The sequence below is a fragment of the Acidimicrobiia bacterium genome (genome assembly GCA_040902765.1).
Classification (GTDB): domain Bacteria; phylum Actinomycetota; class Acidimicrobiia; order Spongiisociales; family UBA11373; genus DATKBG01.
In genome coordinates this window covers 1-13,431 of record JBBDWO010000007.1, presented here as the reverse complement: position 1 = coordinate 13,431, position 13,431 = coordinate 1, and the positions used below count along the sequence as shown (strand labels likewise).

Annotated in this window: 17 protein-coding genes; 11 read left to right on the top strand and 6 right to left on the bottom strand. The window is 67.5% G+C overall.

The window, feature by feature from the left end; genetic code table 11:
* Positions 1 to 102 precede the first annotated feature (102 nt).
* Positions 103 to 495, top strand: coding sequence for a PPOX class F420-dependent oxidoreductase (locus WEA29_02365; protein MEX2322600.1), 393 nt, complete (start codon positions 103 to 105; stop codon positions 493 to 495).
* Positions 496 to 559: 64 nt separating this feature from the next.
* Here WEA29_02365 and WEA29_02360 read toward each other — a convergent pair whose 3' ends face one another.
* Both WEA29_02360 and WEA29_02355 read right to left on the bottom strand, forming a co-directional pair.
* Entirely contained in the window at positions 560 to 1,702 is a 1,143-nt protein-coding gene (locus WEA29_02360) for a cystathionine gamma-synthase (protein MEX2322599.1), read from the bottom strand.
* 198 nt (positions 1,703 to 1,900) lie between these two features.
* Entirely contained in the window at positions 1,901 to 2,854 is a 954-nt protein-coding gene (locus tag WEA29_02355; GenBank protein MEX2322598.1) for a pyridoxal-phosphate dependent enzyme, read from the bottom strand.
* A gap of 240 nt (positions 2,855 to 3,094) precedes the next feature.
* On the opposite strand from WEA29_02355, the gene WEA29_02350 reads away from it, so the two are divergent.
* The 5 genes from WEA29_02350 to WEA29_02330 all read left to right on the top strand — a co-directional run bounded on the left by WEA29_02350 (position 3,095) and on the right by WEA29_02330 (position 6,635).
* Positions 3,095 to 3,388, top strand: coding sequence for a metal-sensitive transcriptional regulator (locus WEA29_02350; protein ID MEX2322597.1), 294 nt, complete (start codon positions 3,095 to 3,097; stop codon positions 3,386 to 3,388).
* A 9-nt stretch (positions 3,389 to 3,397) separates the two neighbouring features.
* Positions 3,398 to 3,610, top strand: coding sequence for a heavy-metal-associated domain-containing protein (locus WEA29_02345; protein MEX2322596.1), 213 nt, complete (start codon positions 3,398 to 3,400; stop codon positions 3,608 to 3,610).
* A 63-nt stretch (positions 3,611 to 3,673) separates the two neighbouring features.
* On the top strand, positions 3,674 to 5,830 hold the full coding sequence (locus WEA29_02340) for a heavy metal translocating P-type ATPase (protein MEX2322595.1): 2,157 nt from the start codon (positions 3,674 to 3,676) through the stop codon (positions 5,828 to 5,830).
* Positions 5,831 to 5,855: 25 nt separating this feature from the next.
* Positions 5,856 to 6,389, top strand: coding sequence for a maleylpyruvate isomerase N-terminal domain-containing protein (locus WEA29_02335; protein ID MEX2322594.1), 534 nt, complete (start codon positions 5,856 to 5,858; stop codon positions 6,387 to 6,389).
* Between the two features lie 18 nt (positions 6,390 to 6,407).
* Positions 6,408 to 6,635 (top strand): hypothetical protein, encoded by a 228-nt coding sequence (locus tag WEA29_02330; protein MEX2322593.1) that lies wholly within the window; start codon positions 6,408 to 6,410, stop codon positions 6,633 to 6,635.
* On the opposite strand, the gene WEA29_02325 is transcribed toward WEA29_02330, so the two are convergent.
* Both WEA29_02325 and WEA29_02320 read right to left on the bottom strand, forming a co-directional pair.
* A complete protein-coding gene (locus WEA29_02325) occupies positions 6,626 to 6,835 on the bottom strand; it encodes a hypothetical protein (GenBank protein MEX2322592.1) in 210 nt (69 codons plus the stop codon). The genes WEA29_02330 and WEA29_02325 overlap by 10 nt on opposite strands.
* 100 nt (positions 6,836 to 6,935) lie before the next feature.
* Positions 6,936 to 8,552: an SdrD B-like domain-containing protein gene (locus WEA29_02320; protein MEX2322591.1), complete on the bottom strand. Its 1,617-nt coding sequence runs from the start codon at positions 8,550 to 8,552 to the stop codon at positions 6,936 to 6,938.
* A gap of 127 nt (positions 8,553 to 8,679) precedes the next feature.
* Here WEA29_02320 and WEA29_02315 point away from each other — a divergent pair, with 127 nt between their 5' ends.
* The 3 genes from WEA29_02315 to WEA29_02305 are packed head-to-tail and all read left to right on the top strand — an operon-like array spanning position 8,680 to position 10,360.
* Positions 8,680 to 9,081 carry a hypothetical protein gene (locus WEA29_02315; protein ID MEX2322590.1) on the top strand — a complete coding sequence of 134 codons (402 nt, stop codon included), beginning with the start codon at positions 8,680 to 8,682 and terminating at the stop codon, positions 9,079 to 9,081.
* Positions 9,082 to 9,137: 56 nt separating this feature from the next.
* A complete protein-coding gene (locus tag WEA29_02310) occupies positions 9,138 to 9,971 on the top strand; it encodes a PAC2 family protein (GenBank protein ID MEX2322589.1) in 834 nt (277 codons plus the stop codon).
* The gene (locus tag WEA29_02305) at positions 9,971 to 10,360 is read left to right on the top strand and encodes a hypothetical protein (protein ID MEX2322588.1); all 390 of its coding nucleotides are present in this window, start codon (positions 9,971 to 9,973) and stop codon (positions 10,358 to 10,360) included. The genes WEA29_02310 and WEA29_02305 overlap by 1 nt, the downstream gene beginning before the upstream one ends.
* A gap of 86 nt (positions 10,361 to 10,446) precedes the next feature.
* On the opposite strand, the gene WEA29_02300 is transcribed toward WEA29_02305, so the two are convergent.
* Together WEA29_02300 and WEA29_02295 are read right to left on the bottom strand one after the other, a co-directional pair.
* The gene (locus tag WEA29_02300) at positions 10,447 to 11,592 is read right to left on the bottom strand and encodes an aminotransferase class V-fold PLP-dependent enzyme (protein ID MEX2322587.1); all 1,146 of its coding nucleotides are present in this window, start codon (positions 11,590 to 11,592) and stop codon (positions 10,447 to 10,449) included.
* A gap of 9 nt (positions 11,593 to 11,601) precedes the next feature.
* Entirely contained in the window at positions 11,602 to 11,694 is a 93-nt protein-coding gene (locus WEA29_02295) for an AURKAIP1/COX24 domain-containing protein (protein MEX2322586.1), read from the bottom strand.
* A gap of 104 nt (positions 11,695 to 11,798) precedes the next feature.
* On the opposite strand from WEA29_02295, the gene WEA29_02290 reads away from it, so the two are divergent.
* Together WEA29_02290 and WEA29_02285 are read left to right on the top strand one after the other, a co-directional pair.
* Entirely contained in the window at positions 11,799 to 12,554 is a 756-nt protein-coding gene (locus tag WEA29_02290; GenBank protein ID MEX2322585.1) for a gamma-glutamyl-gamma-aminobutyrate hydrolase family protein, read from the top strand.
* A 9-nt stretch (positions 12,555 to 12,563) separates the two neighbouring features.
* Positions 12,564 to 13,322 carry a glucose 1-dehydrogenase gene (locus WEA29_02285; GenBank protein ID MEX2322584.1) on the top strand — a complete coding sequence of 253 codons (759 nt, stop codon included), beginning with the start codon at positions 12,564 to 12,566 and terminating at the stop codon, positions 13,320 to 13,322.
* The last annotated feature ends 109 nt before the right edge of the window (positions 13,323 to 13,431 follow it).

The following is a 13,431-nucleotide window of genomic DNA, read 5'->3' as shown; positions in this document are numbered from 1 at the left end:
GAGAGGTCCACACACTGCAAGCTGCCCACCCCTCGCCCCTCGCCCCCCGCCCCCTCCGCCCTCGTCTACCGTCCACCTCCGAACCGACCAGAAGAGCGTGCCGTGCCCGTAGAGATGTCCGATGCCCTGAAGGAGGTCCTCGAGGGGCCCAACTTCGCCCACCTCACCACCCTCGACCCCGATGGCATGCCGCAGGCGAGTGTCGTGTGGGCCATCCGGGAAGGAAATCGGATCGTCATCAACACGGCCGAAGGGCGCCGCAAGTGGCGCAACCTGAAGAATGACCCGCGGGTCGCCATCTCGATCAGCCCGGAGGACGCCCCTTACAAGAACTTCTCGATCCAGGGGAAGGTGGTCGAGATGCGTACCTCCGACGGGTGGGAAGTCATCGACCGGCTCGCCCTTCAGTACTGGGGCAAGGAGTACCCCCGCCGCGAGGGCATGGTGCGCGTGACGGTGGTCATCGAGCCCACCAGAATCGCCGAGTACGGATAGCGAGCCTGCGGCTCGCGTCAGGTAGCTGGAAGCTGGTAGCTGGTGGCTGCTGCCGAAGGCAGCCCTAGCCCAGCGCCCGGTCCAGGTCTTCGATGAGGTCGTCGACGTGTTCGATGCCCACGGAAAGCCGGATCAGGTCCTCCGGCACTTCGAGGTCGGTGCCGACCACCGACAGGTGGGTCATCGCAGCCGGGACCTCGATGAGCGATTCCACGCCACCGAGGGATTCGGCGAGGAAGAACAGTTCGGTGGTACTCGCCACCCGGTGCGCGACCTCGGCTCCTCCCACGGGCCGGAACGACACCATCCCACCGAACGCCCCCATCTGCCGATGCGCCAGGGCGTGGTCCGGGTGGTCCTCCAGCCCCGGGTAGAAGACCTCCTCGACCCGGGTGTCGGCGGCCAGGAACCGCGCGACGGCTTCGGCGTTGTCACAGTGGCGCTCCATACGCACCGCCAGCGTCTTCAGCCCCCGCTGCACCAGGAAGGCGTCGAACGGGCCCGGCACGGGCCCGGCCGCGTTCTGGAGGAAGCGCAGCCGCTCGTAGAGCTCGGGGTCCCCGGTGACGAGCGCGCCGCCGACGACATCGCTGTGCCCGCCCAGGTACTTGGTCGTCGAGTGGAGCACCAGGTCGGCCCCGTACTCGATCGGGCGCTGCAGGTAGGGGGTGGCGAAGGTGTTGTCGACGCAGAGCAGCGCCCCGGAGGCGCGGGCGATATCGGCGATGGCGGCGATGTCGACCACCCGGAGCAGGGGGTTGGTTGGGGTTTCGATCCAGACGAGACGGGTGGTGGGGCGGATCGCTGCCGCCACCGCGTCGGGGTCGGTCGGCGGGGCCACGCTCCACTCGAACCCCTGATCCCCGAGCACCCGGGCGAAGAAACGGAAGGTCCCGCCGTAGGCGTCGTCGGGCAGCAGCACGTGGTCGCCCTGCTTGAGCAGGTAGCCGGCCAGCGCCGTCGCCGCCATGCCCGATGCCGTGGCGACCGAACCGCCGCCGGAGTCCGGGTCAACCCCCTCGAGGACCGCCAGCGCCTCCTGGAGAGCCGTCCTGGTGGGGTTGTCGGTGCGGGAGTACTCGTACCCACCGTGCTTCCCGGGTGCCTCCTGGGCATAGGTGCTGGTGGCGTAGATGGGGACCACGACCGCCCCGGTGGTGGGGTCGGGATCCTGCCCCGCATGAATGGCCTGCGTCTCGAATTTCACAAGGTGAAGGGTAGGGGAGCCAGAGCCACTTTCCTCCCCCGAAGGGGGAGGTGGCAGCGAGCGCAAGGTCGCTGACGGAGGGGGGCTGACGCGTCGCGAGGCCCACCTAGCGCTTGGGCTCCCCCCTCCCCTGACGGCTTCGCCGTCAGGTACTCCCCCCTTCGGGGGGAGAGAGTCTGAGTTCGCCCTCGCTACTCGCTACTCGATAAAGCCCTTCTCCCTCATCCACTCGTCGTTGAAGATCTTGGCGATGTAGTTGCGGCCGCCGTCGGGGACGATGACCACCACCAGTTGGTCCGGGTACCGCTCGGCCGCCTGGAGGGCGCCGACGATGGCCATGCCGCCGGAGCCGCCCACCAGGATCCCCTCCTCGCGTACCACCCGCCTGGTCATCAGGAACGCCTCACCGTCGTCGACCATCTCGTACTCGTCGACGATGCCCGGATCGAACGCCTCCGGCCAGAAGTCCTCCCCCACACCCTCGATCAGATACGAGGTGACGTTTTCCTCGCTGGCCGCGGTGTAGATGGAACCCTCGGGGTCTACCCCGACTACCCGAACCGCCGGGTTCTGCTCCTTCAGATAGCGCCCCACGCCGGTGATGGTGCCGCCGGTGCCGACGCCGGCGACCAGGACACCGACGGCTCCCTCGGTCTGTTCCCAGATCTCCGGGCCGGTGGTGCGGTATTGGGCCTCCGGGTTCGCCGGGTTGGAGTACTGGTCGGGCCGGTAGTGGCCGGGGCGCGACGCCAGTTCCTCGGCCACCGAGTAGTAGGAGGTGGGGTCCTCCGGGGCCACGTCGGTGGGGCACACCACGACCTCGGCGCCGTAGGCCCGCAGCAGGTCCTGCTTCTCCTTGGACTGCTTGTCGGCCATGACGGCGATCAGCTTGTACCCCTTGAGGGCCGCCACCATGGCCAGCCCGACACCGGTGTTGCCGCTGGTGGACTCCACGATGGTGTCCCCGGGCTTCAACAGCCCCAGAGCCTCGGCTCGTTCGATCATCGCCAGGGCGATTCGGTCCTTGCTCGAGCCTCCCGGGTTCATCGACTCGATCTTGGCCACCAGGTTCCCCGGCGGATGCAGCCTGGACAGCCGCACCAGAGGCGTGTTCCCGATGGCGGCGACGATGTCAGCGTGGATGGGGGGCATGGGGTCAGGAGGCTACTCCCCGAAGCAAGACGCTCAACGCTCAACGCTCAACGCAAGACCCGGAGGCGTCAAGCGGCTCCGTCGGGGCAGCAGCGCCAGTCGCCACACGCTCAACGCTCAACGCAGGACCTGTGCTTCTAGCGTTGAGCGTTAAGCGTTGAGCGTTGAGCGTTAAGCGTTGAGCGTTAAGCGTTGAGCGTGGAGATACCCCACCCCCAGTGGGGTCCTACACTCGCCCCCGTGAAAGAGAATCACAAGCAGTCGGCGCTCAACCGCCTCAAGACCGTGCGCGGACACCTCGACGGGGTGATCGCCATGGTCGAGGACGAGCGCTACTGCCCGGAGATCATGAAACAAGTGTCGGCTCTCCAGGGTTCACTGGAGAAGGTGAACCGGGTGATCCTCGAAAACCACGTGGAGACATGCGTGCTCCATGCCGTTTCCGAGGGACGGACCTCCGAGATCGTCACCGAACTCATGGAGACGCTCCGTTACACCCCCACGGCCACCGGACCGATCGACGACGCATCCTGAGGAGGACCAATGACCGAAGCAACCCTGCGCGTACCCGAGATCCACTGTGACCACTGCAAGTCGTCGCTGGAGGGCGCCATCGGCGAACTCGACGGCGTATCCAGCGTCACCGTGGACATCCCCACCGCCACCATCGCCGTCGCCTACGACGAGCCCGTCACCATTGAATCGATCATCGCCACCATCGAGGGCGAGGGGTATGAGGTACCGGAGAACGCTTAACGCCGAACGCCCAACGCAAGAGACCTCCACAGCCTGCGTTGAGCGTTGAGCGTTGAGTCAGACATGACCTCCACCACCACGGAACTCCAGCTCGACGTGACCGGGATGACCTGTGCGTCGTGTGCGTTGCGGGTGGAGCGCGTGCTGTCGCGCCAGGAGGGGGTGGATTCGGCGACGGTCACCTTCGCCGGGCAACGCGCTCGGGTGGTCGGCGACGACCTCGACGTCGAGGCGCTCCAGCAGGCGGTCGCCAGGATCGGCTACGAGGTGAGCCCGGCGGACGCCGAGCACCGGCACAGCGTCACCGACCACTACACCGCCGAGACCCGGCGCCAGGGTCGGCTCGCCGCGCTGTCAGCCGTCTTCACCGTCCCCGCCGTGGCGCTCTCGATGCTCGGTCCGACCGACCAACAGTGGCTGCTGATCACCGTGTGGGCGTTGGTGACCCCGGTCGAGTTCCTGTTCGGCTGGCAGTTCCACCGCAACGCCTTCATCCGACTGAAGGCCCGGTCCGCCAGTATGGACACCCTGGTGTCGATCGGCACGCTCGCCGCCTACCTGTGGTCGGTGTGGGCCTTCTTCGACCGCAGCCATGTCTTCTTCGAGGTGGCGGCGGTGATCATCACCTTCATTCTGCTCGGGCGATTCCTGGAGGCGCGGAGCAAGGGTCGCGCCTCGACGGCGATCACCCGCCTCCTCGAACTCGGCGCCAAGCAGGCGATCCGGCTCCGCGACGGCGTCGAGGAGACCGTCTCCGTCGATGAGATCGAAGTCGGCGACCTGCTCCTGGTGCGGCCAGGTGAGAAGGTGCCCACCGACGGGCGCATCGTCGAAGGTACCACGACCGTCGACGAGAGCATGCTCACCGGCGAGTCGGTCCCGGTGCCGAAGAACCCGCGAGACACGGTGGTCGGCGCCACCATCAACCACGCCGGGCTCATCACCGTCGAAGCCACCCGGGTCGGTTCGGAGACCGGGCTCGCCCAGATCATCGCCATGGTCGAGCGAGCACAGGAGACCAAGGCGCCGATCGAGCATCTCGTCGACCGGGTCGCCGGCGTGTTCGTCCCGGTCGTACTGCTCATCGCCCTGGGCACGATGGTGGGTTGGACGATCGCCACCGGCGACCCGGCTCGTGCGCTCACCGCGGCAGTGGCGGTCCTGATCATCGCCTGTCCGTGTGCCCTCGGGCTCGCCACGCCCACGGCGATCATGGTGGGCAGCGGGCGGGGCGCAGAGCTCGGCATCCTGTTCAAGGGCGCCGACGTGTTCGAGCGATCCCGCGCCGTCGACACCGTCGTCTTCGACAAGACCGGCACCCTCACCCGCGGTGCCATGACGCTCGCTGATCTCGTCACCGACGAGCCCCGGGGGCGGGCGCTCTACCTGATCGGCTCGGTCGAGTCGGGAAGCGAACATCCGATCGCCCGCGCCGTCGCCCTCGGTGCTGAGGAAGCCGATGTGACCCTGATCCGCCCGACCGACTTCGAGGCCCTCACCGGCATGGGGGTGCGGGGCATGGTCGAGGGAACACTGGTCACCGTCGGGCGTCCCGCCCTGCTGGTCGACACCGGCCACCAGGTTCCGGAGGCGGTCGAGTCTGCGATGCGCCGCATGGAGGAGGCCGGCCACACCGCCTTCCTGGCCGGCTGGGACGGTGAGGCGCGCGCCGCCCTGGCCGTCGCCGACACCATCCGATTGACCGCGCCGGAGGCCGTCGCAGCACTGCGCTCGGCCGGACGAACGGTGGTGATGATCACCGGTGACAACACCCGCACCGCTGAGGTCATCGCGGCGGAGGTCGGCATCGACCGCGTGATCGCCGAGGTGCTGCCCGGTGACAAGGCGGTCGAGGTATCCCGACTCCAAGACGAGGGTCACACCGTGGCCTTCGTCGGCGACGGAGTCAATGACGCCCCCGCCCTCACCCAGGCAGACCTGGGGATCGCGGTCGGAACCGGATCCGACGTGGCCATCGAGACCGGTGACGTGGTGCTCATGTCCGGAGATCCGATCCTGGTCCCGACGGCGCTGCGGCTCGCCGGCGCTACCTTCAGGACGATCCGACAGAACCTCTTCTGGGCCTTTGCCTACAACACGGCGGCGATCCCGATAGCCGCTGCCGGCATGCTCGATCCGATGATCGCGGCCGCCGCCATGGCCCTGTCCAGTGTCTCGGTCGTGGGCAACTCGCTGCGGTTGCGCCGTTACTCGGGCTGAACTCAACGAGCAGTAGGGTTTCCCGATGAGCGAGATCCCCAGGGCCGCCAAGACCGAACTCACCGCCCGCATGGATGGGGCGTTCGACACCCTCACCGGAGTCCTCGACACCATCGACGAGTCCGACATGGTCGGCCCCACCGACGACGAGGGCTGGACCGTCCTGGACCACGTCGTCCACCTGTGCTCCTGGGCAGAGGGGATCGCCGCCCTGCTGCGCCGGGAGTCCCGGTGGGATCGGATGGGGATCCCCGAGTTCGACCCTCGCCAGAACCCCCCGGGTACCGAGTTCGATCTCGACGAGGCAAACGCGACCATGCGCCAGCGCAATCAGGGTTTGACCGTCGCCGAAGCCCAACAGCGACTCCAGGCAGCCCACACGGAGGTCACCACCGCAGTGGATGCCCTCAGCGATGACGACCTGAACCTGCCCTATGGTCGATTCGTCGAGCCTTTCACCGAGGACATCGGCGCCCCGGTCTTCGGGCGGGTGCTCCGCACCACGGCGGGGCACTACAACGAACACGTACCGTGGATCCTCGCCATCTTGGGTCGCTAACCGACGGAGGGAGCAGATATGTGGGGCGTCCTCAAGGGGATCGCGGTGACGGTCCTGCTTGTCTCCTCCATCGTCGGCATCTGGTACTCGGTGATCGTGGTGGCGACGGCGGGCAAGTGGTTCTTCCTCGGCATCCTTTTGTTCATCGCGTCTTTCCGGTTGCTCATCCTCGCCTACGACCTCATGTGGGGTAGACCGCCCGCCTTCTCGAAACGACCGTGGGAGCGGCCGTGGGATCAGCAGTAACCATCCCCCAACTCCCGACCAGGAAGGGCGTGACGTGGCGGCCACCGACCGAGGCGGACGCCGATGCCGTCGCCGCACTCAATCGGCGGATCCACACGGTGGAACCCCTCGACTACGTGGCCGGCCCCGACTACATCCGGTGGATCCTGGATCAGGGCACGATCGATCCCGAGGCCGATCTGCGCGTCGCGCAGCCGCACCGCCGACTACTACCTCGAGACCTGACCAAGGCGCCAGCGCGAATGGACCGCCCGGATGAGCCGTTCCATCTCCCGCCGATGCCACACCCCAGCGTGCGTATCAAGGGTCTGGAACGAGGCCCGCATCCCAGCGCAGGTCGTTCTCGCCGGAGACGACGGTGGTCTGCGCCATGACACCCTCGGAATCGATGTCCGAGTCCACAGCGTCGTCGAAACCCTGGTCCCGCGGTGACGCCACGAAGCCATCGGGGATGACGACCTCAACGTGGTAGGCACCCGGTCGGAGGCCGGCGAAGACGTACTCGCCGTCGGCATCGGTGACCGTGGAGGCCACCTGGGTGCCGCCGCTATTGAACAGCCGCACGGTGACGCCGGCGATGCCCGGCTCCCCCGGGTCCTGGATCCCATCGCCGTCGACGTCCTCCCACACCAGGTCCCCGATCGACGCGGGCCGGTACAGGCCGGCATCCCAGCGCAGGTCGTTCTGATTCGAGATGAGGGTGGTCTGCGCCATGACACCCCCGGAATCGATGTCCGAGTCCACGGAGTCGTCGGAGCCCTGGTCCCGCGGTGACGCCACGAAGCCGCCGGGGATGGTGACCGCGACGTGGTAGGCACCCGGTGTGAGGCCCGAGAAGAGGTACTCGCCAGCGCCGTTGGTGACGGTGGAGGCCACCTGGGTGCCACCGCTATTGAACAGCCGCACGGTGACGCCGGCGATGCCCGGCTCCCCCGGGTCCTGGATCCCATCGCCGTCGACGTCCTCCCACACCAGGTCCCCGATCGACGCACGCCGGTACAGGCCGGCATCCCACCGGGGGTCGTGCTCGCGGGGGTCGAGGGTGGTCTGCGCCATCACGCCCGCGGAGTCGATGTCGGAGTCCACGGAGTCGTCAGAGCCTTGGTCCCGCGGTGACGCCACGAAGCCGGCGGGAATGTCGACCTCGACGTGATACTCCCCATACCACAGGTTGCGGAACTCATACCTGCCGGAGGCATCGGTGACGGTGGAGCCGATCTGCCGGCCGGAACCGTCGAAGAGACGCACGGTGACACCACCGATGCCCGGCTCCCCCGGGTCCTGGATTCCGTCGCCATCGAGGTCCTCCCACACCAGGTCCCCGATCGCCGGGACCCAGGTCGGGTCGTTCCTGCCGATCACGGCGACGTGAATGTGGTCCTGGTGGACGGTGTTGGCGAACGAGCGCGCCGGCCACCCGTCGATGTCCCACGGGCTCCCCACCTGGACCATCCTGGGGTCCTCCCATAACCGCTGCACGAGGGCTCGGGTGCCCGAGCCTGCCTGCCGGTCGTCGATCACGAGCCGGTCGCCCACCCGGTAGATGTCGACGGCCCGGCCACCGGTGTGATGGCTGACCCGGTTGGTCTCGAACACGTGATACGGGTGACCCGTGGCCAGCACCGAGATGCCGTACGGGGTGATGTCGGCGATATCCAGCATCACCGCCAGCAGGACGGGAGAGATCAGGCCGTCGAGGATGTCGAGGCGAGCCGAGTCGGGCATCTCGATCCGCGGATCTGCGGCGACGGCGTGAGCGAGCTGCAGGTCTTCGATGCTGGCGAAGACGCCGCCGGCGGATGCGAGCTCGTCGAACTCCCAGCCCTCCTCGCCCATGATCAGGCGGATGTCCAGGGTTCGAACGACCGAGAACTCAGGTTCGGCGCCGGAGCCAACCGTTTGACGGGTGACCGTCATGACCGAGACCTTCTCGCTCGTCAGCCCGCCCAGCTGGGGGTAGACGATCTGTCCGCGGGACCACCGCCCCACAAGGGTGAGAGGTTGTCCCGCCTTCGCCAGGAGATCGACACCCTCGGCGCCGGCGATGTCGAAGTACCTCGCGTTCGGGTCGTCAGACTCCTCGTACGTCGTGAGGGAATACGCGATGTCGCTGGCGAGCTGCTTCGCCTCCCGCTCTACCTCTCCATCGGGAACGATGTACCGGGCCTCGCGCGGCGGAGCAGTCGAACCGGTCGTCGACGACGACGTGGTCGAGCTCGCACCCGAGGTCGCAGTGGTAGACGGGGCCGTGGGTGTGTTTGGCTCGCCTCCTGCCCGCGGGGGCGGCGCCGAGCTCGAGGCCAGGAGGACGACGGCTATCAGGCCGACGACCCCGATTGCTGCCAATATCAACGGTCGACGCAAGAAGGCTCCCTGTGGGACAGATGCGGCCCTCGACGGCACCGGGGCGCGTGTGGTTCCAGTATGGACCGTACGGGTTTCTTAGCGGAGGCGGGGGCCGACGGCGGGTCTGAAAGACGCCTGCGCGAGTATCGTCGCGACATGGACCCGATCCGACGCTTCTTCAAGCCGGAGCTGCGCTCCCCGCGGGCGATCCTGGCCTGGGAGGGCTGGAACGACGCATGCGAGGCCGCATCGGGCGCCGCCGAGTACCTGCTCGACAAGGCCGGCGACCCCGACCCGTTCGCCGTGCTCGAACCGGAGGAGTTCTACGACTTCCAGATTCGCCGGCCCCGTGTCGAGATGAACGACGGCGGCACACGACGCATCACCTGGCCGCTCACCGAGGTCTACGGGCTGGAAGCACAGAACCTGATCGTCGGTGCCGGCGAGGAGCCGAACCTGCGCTGGAAGACCTACACCCGGTACCTCGCTCAGATCCTCTCCGAAACCGACGTCCAACAAGTGGTCACGCTCGGAGCCTTCATCGGCCAGGTGGCACACACGAGGCCGGTCCCGATCATCGGGGTCGCCACCGATCCTGCCCTCGTCGAGAACCTGGGCCTGATCTCATCCCGCTACGAGGGACCGACCGGCATCATCGCGGTGATGCTCGAGGCGTGCCGGGAAGTCGGCATCCCGGCACTCAGCCTGTGGGCGGCGACCCCTCACTATCTGGCGGCCAACCCCAATCCGAAGGCGATGTTCGCTCTGCTCGACACCGTCGCGACGGCCCTGGAGACAACGTTCGACCTTGAGGACCTGGAAACCGCAGCGGCTGAGTTCGAGCAGAAAGTGGACGACGCCATGGCGGACGACGAAGACTTCATCGGCTACGTGCGACGGCTGGAGGACGACTCCCGCACCGAGCCACTCGACCCCGCCCGTAGCGACCATCTGATCCGCGAGATCGAGTCGTTCCTCAAGGAGAGCTGATGGACGACGTGCTGCGGTTCCTGCACCTCATCGGTGCCGCGGTCTGGGTGGGGGGCATGCTGACCATGGCGGCGCTGGTCCCGTCGATGCGTCGCAGCGGCGCCGACCTCGACCTCATCCGCTCGACGGCCCGCAGGTTCGGCGTCGTCGCCTGGACGGGTATCGGACTGGCGGTGGTCACGGGTCTGGTCCAGCTGATCCGCCTCGACCTCCCAACGCGAGGCAACACGCCACTCGCCGTCAAGCTCCTGCTGGTCGGCATCGCCGTGGCCCTTGCCTGGGCGCATCAGACCTTCGCCCGCAGCATGAGTGCCGCCGTGCGCGGTGCGATCCAGGGAGTCCTGATCCTGATCGGTCTGGCGATCGTATGGACTGCGGTGCTGCTCTGAGGGGAGCCAGCTACCGGCTACCGGCTACCGGCTACCGGCTACCGGCAGAGTCTCATCTGGCTGGTAGCTGGCAGCTGGTAGCTCTCTCACAGCACCGCGCGCAGTGCTCCCAGCAACCGTTCCACGTCTTCCTCGCTGTTGTACAGATGCGGTGAGACTCGAACCGCGCTGCCGCGGATGCTGACATGGACGCCGTCGGCGGCGAGGCGCTCACGAAGGCCGTCGGGCAGGCCATCGGGGAACCTCACCCCGATCATGTGGCCGAAGCGTCGTGACGCAGGCGTCGGCTCCAGCCCCATTTCCCGCGTCCCCGCCTCGATGAGGTCGGTCAGAGGCGCGAGCGTTGCCTCGACTCGATCCGGCTGCCACGTGTTCAGCAGATCAATGGCCGCTGAAGCCATCGGCATGAGAATGAAGTTGGAGAACTCGCCCACGTCGAACCTGCGGGCTCCAGCGCGGTACTCGTCCGTGTAGTCGACCAGCCTGGCGAAGTCCTCGGAGCCCTTGCGACCGGGCCAGGTGTGCTCGATCGGTCTACCGGTGTCGCGATATCGCTCGCCGGCCCACAGGTAGGAGAACGAATAGGGACCCATCTGCCACTTGTACCCCACCGACACCAGGAAGTCGGGCCGGATCGTCCCGACATCGAACGGCACGGCGCCGAGTGACTGCGACGCATCCACCACCAGGGCGGCACCGACCTCGCGTGTCGCCGCACCTATGGCGAGCAGGTCGAACGCACTGCCATCGGTCCAATGACAATGCGGCACCGAGACCACCGCCGTCCGCTCATCGATCGTATCCAACACACGCTCGGTCCATCCGGCGACGCCCGCTGGAGGAGTGGTGACGATGGTGCCCCCGCGCTCGGCGACGGCGGCCCGCCACGGGTACACATCCGATGGGAACTCCTCGGGGACGACCACGACGATACGACCGGGCCCGAGGTCGGCGTTGGCGGCGGCGATGCCGCTTCCATAAGAGACGGACGGGACGAAGGCGACCCCGTCGCCATCGCCACCGATCAGGGAGGCAAACGACGCCCGGAGAACCTCACCGGGCTCGAAGAAGTCGGCGGAACCCACCTTCCACGGGTGTGCCAAGCCGGATACGGCGCGCAGCCCCGCTTCGCGAACCGGCTGCGGTTTGGGCGAGAAGTATGCGCAGTTGAGGTAGGTGACGTCGTCCGGCAGATCGAACAGATGTCGCTGAGAGCCCAGCGGATCGGCCACCTTCGGGAACTACTGCTTCTTCTTGTGACGATTGGCGCGCAAGCGCTTGCGGTACTTGTGCTTGCTCATCTTCTTGCGCCGCTTCTTTACGAGAGAACCCATGGCCCTTCGGTGGTCGAGGAGTGCGTAGGTTGGTAGCAGTTCGCCCGTTTGGCAAACCCCAGCGGCCACAGGAGGCCCAGGCGGCGCCGAGTAACCTTCGGCGGATGCGTCCGATCATCGGAGTCACCACCAGTCGGTACACGCTCACCGAGCGGGTGGATCGGGACCGCGTCTACCTCGCCTTCGTCACCTATACGACGATGGTCCGCTCCGCTGGTGGAATCCCGGTGTCATTGACGCCGGGTGCCGTCGACGAGGTCCCGGCGCTGATCGACCGCCTCGATGGGCTACTCCTTGCCGGTGGCGGCGACGTCGATCCCGACCGGTACGGGGGGGCGCCTCACGAGTCGGTGTACGGAATCGACCCGGACCGCGACGAGTTCGAGATCGCCTTCATCCGCGAGGCTCGTGACCGACACCTGCCCACGCTATGCATCTGCCGCGGCATGCAGGTCCTCAACGTGGCCCTCGGCGGGACCCTGATCACCGACATCGCCGCCGCCGGACCGGGGCTCATCGACCACCGGCGCATCGACCAGCCGGCGGGGACCCGCCAGCACACCGTCGACCTCGACCCGGGCTCATCGACCGCCCGGGCCATCGGAGCCGAGTCTGTCACCGTCAACTCGCTCCACCACCAGGCGATCCGCGACCTTGCCCCCGGGCTTGTCGTCACCGGCCGGGCTCCCGATGGCATCATCGAGGCGGTGGCACCCACTGACGACTGGCCGATGTGGGCGGTCCAGTGGCACCCGGAAAGCCTCGATGTCACCGACGAGCTATCGGCCCGTCTCTTCGAACACCTGGTTCAGGCGGCGCTGGAGAGCACCGCGTCCGCCAACGCCGACACCCGGTCGTAAGGAGATCACATGCCCGCCGACTTCACCCTCACCGACCGCACCGTCGTGGTGACCGGGGCCAGCCGAGGGATCGGGGAGGCGATCGCTTTGGCGGCGGCAGACGCCGGGGCCAACGTGGTACTCGCCTCACGCAAACAGGATGGCGTCGACGCCGTTGCCGATGCCATCCGCGAGCGAGGTGGCATGGCCCTGCCGATCGCTACCCACACCGGGCGAGCCGAGGAGGTGGACGCCCTCTTCGAGCGTGCCGTGGCCGAGTTCGGAGCGGTGCACGGACTGGTCAACAACGCCGCCACCAACGTCTACTTCGGCCCGATGCTCGGGATCGAGGAGCCCGCGTGGGACAAGGTCTTCGAGGTGAACGTCAAGGGCTACTTCAACGCGGCCCGTGCCTTTGCTGCCGCCGCCACCGATGGCGGCGCCATCGTCAACATCGCCAGCGTGGCCGGCATGAGATCGGCGCCGTTTCAGGGGGTCTACGGCATGACCAAGGCGGCCGTCATCTCCATGACCCAGACCCTGGCGCATGAGTTGGGTCCCGTCGGCATCCGGGCCAACGCGATCGCACCGGGACTCGTGGAGACCCGATTCGCCGCCACGCTGGTCGACGATCCAAACCTCCGGAGCCTGTTCGTGGACCGCACCGCCCTCGGCAGGCATGCCCAGCCCGACGAGATGGCCGGAGCAGCGATATTCCTGCTCTCCGAGGCGTCGTCGTACATGACCGGCCAGGTGGTCGTCGTCGACGGTGGCATGACGGCGTCGTAGGCGAGTCACCAGCTACCAGCTACCAGCCGACGGGCGAGGGTAGCGCCAACGAGCCTCTCCTCCCCCGCAGGGGGAGGTGGCAGCGACCGAAGGTCGCTGACGGAGGGGG

Excerpts from the sequence above, each read along its gene's own strand:
- WEA29_02355 (MEX2322598.1), bottom strand. The coding sequence starts at position 2,854 with ATGCCCCCCATCCACGCTGACATCGTCGCCGCCATCGGGAACACGCCT.
- WEA29_02345 (MEX2322596.1), top strand. The coding sequence starts at position 3,398 with ATGACCGAAGCAACCCTGCGCGTACCCGAGATCCACTGTGACCACTGC.
- WEA29_02340 (MEX2322595.1), top strand. The coding sequence starts at position 3,674 with ATGACCTCCACCACCACGGAACTCCAGCTCGACGTGACCGGGATGACC.
- WEA29_02335 (MEX2322594.1), top strand. The coding sequence starts at position 5,856 with ATGAGCGAGATCCCCAGGGCCGCCAAGACCGAACTCACCGCCCGCATG.
- WEA29_02330 (MEX2322593.1), top strand. The coding sequence starts at position 6,408 with ATGTGGGGCGTCCTCAAGGGGATCGCGGTGACGGTCCTGCTTGTCTCC.
- WEA29_02320 (MEX2322591.1), bottom strand. The coding sequence starts at position 8,552 with ATGACGGTCACCCGTCAAACGGTTGGCTCCGGCGCCGAACCTGAGTTC.
- WEA29_02315 (MEX2322590.1), top strand. The coding sequence starts at position 8,680 with ATGTCGAAGTACCTCGCGTTCGGGTCGTCAGACTCCTCGTACGTCGTG.
- WEA29_02310 (MEX2322589.1), top strand. The coding sequence starts at position 9,138 with ATGGACCCGATCCGACGCTTCTTCAAGCCGGAGCTGCGCTCCCCGCGG.
- WEA29_02305 (MEX2322588.1), top strand. The coding sequence starts at position 9,971 with ATGGACGACGTGCTGCGGTTCCTGCACCTCATCGGTGCCGCGGTCTGG.
- WEA29_02295 (MEX2322586.1), bottom strand. The coding sequence starts at position 11,694 with ATGGGTTCTCTCGTAAAGAAGCGGCGCAAGAAGATGAGCAAGCACAAG.
- WEA29_02290 (MEX2322585.1), top strand. The coding sequence starts at position 11,799 with ATGCGTCCGATCATCGGAGTCACCACCAGTCGGTACACGCTCACCGAG.
- WEA29_02285 (MEX2322584.1), top strand. The coding sequence starts at position 12,564 with ATGCCCGCCGACTTCACCCTCACCGACCGCACCGTCGTGGTGACCGGG.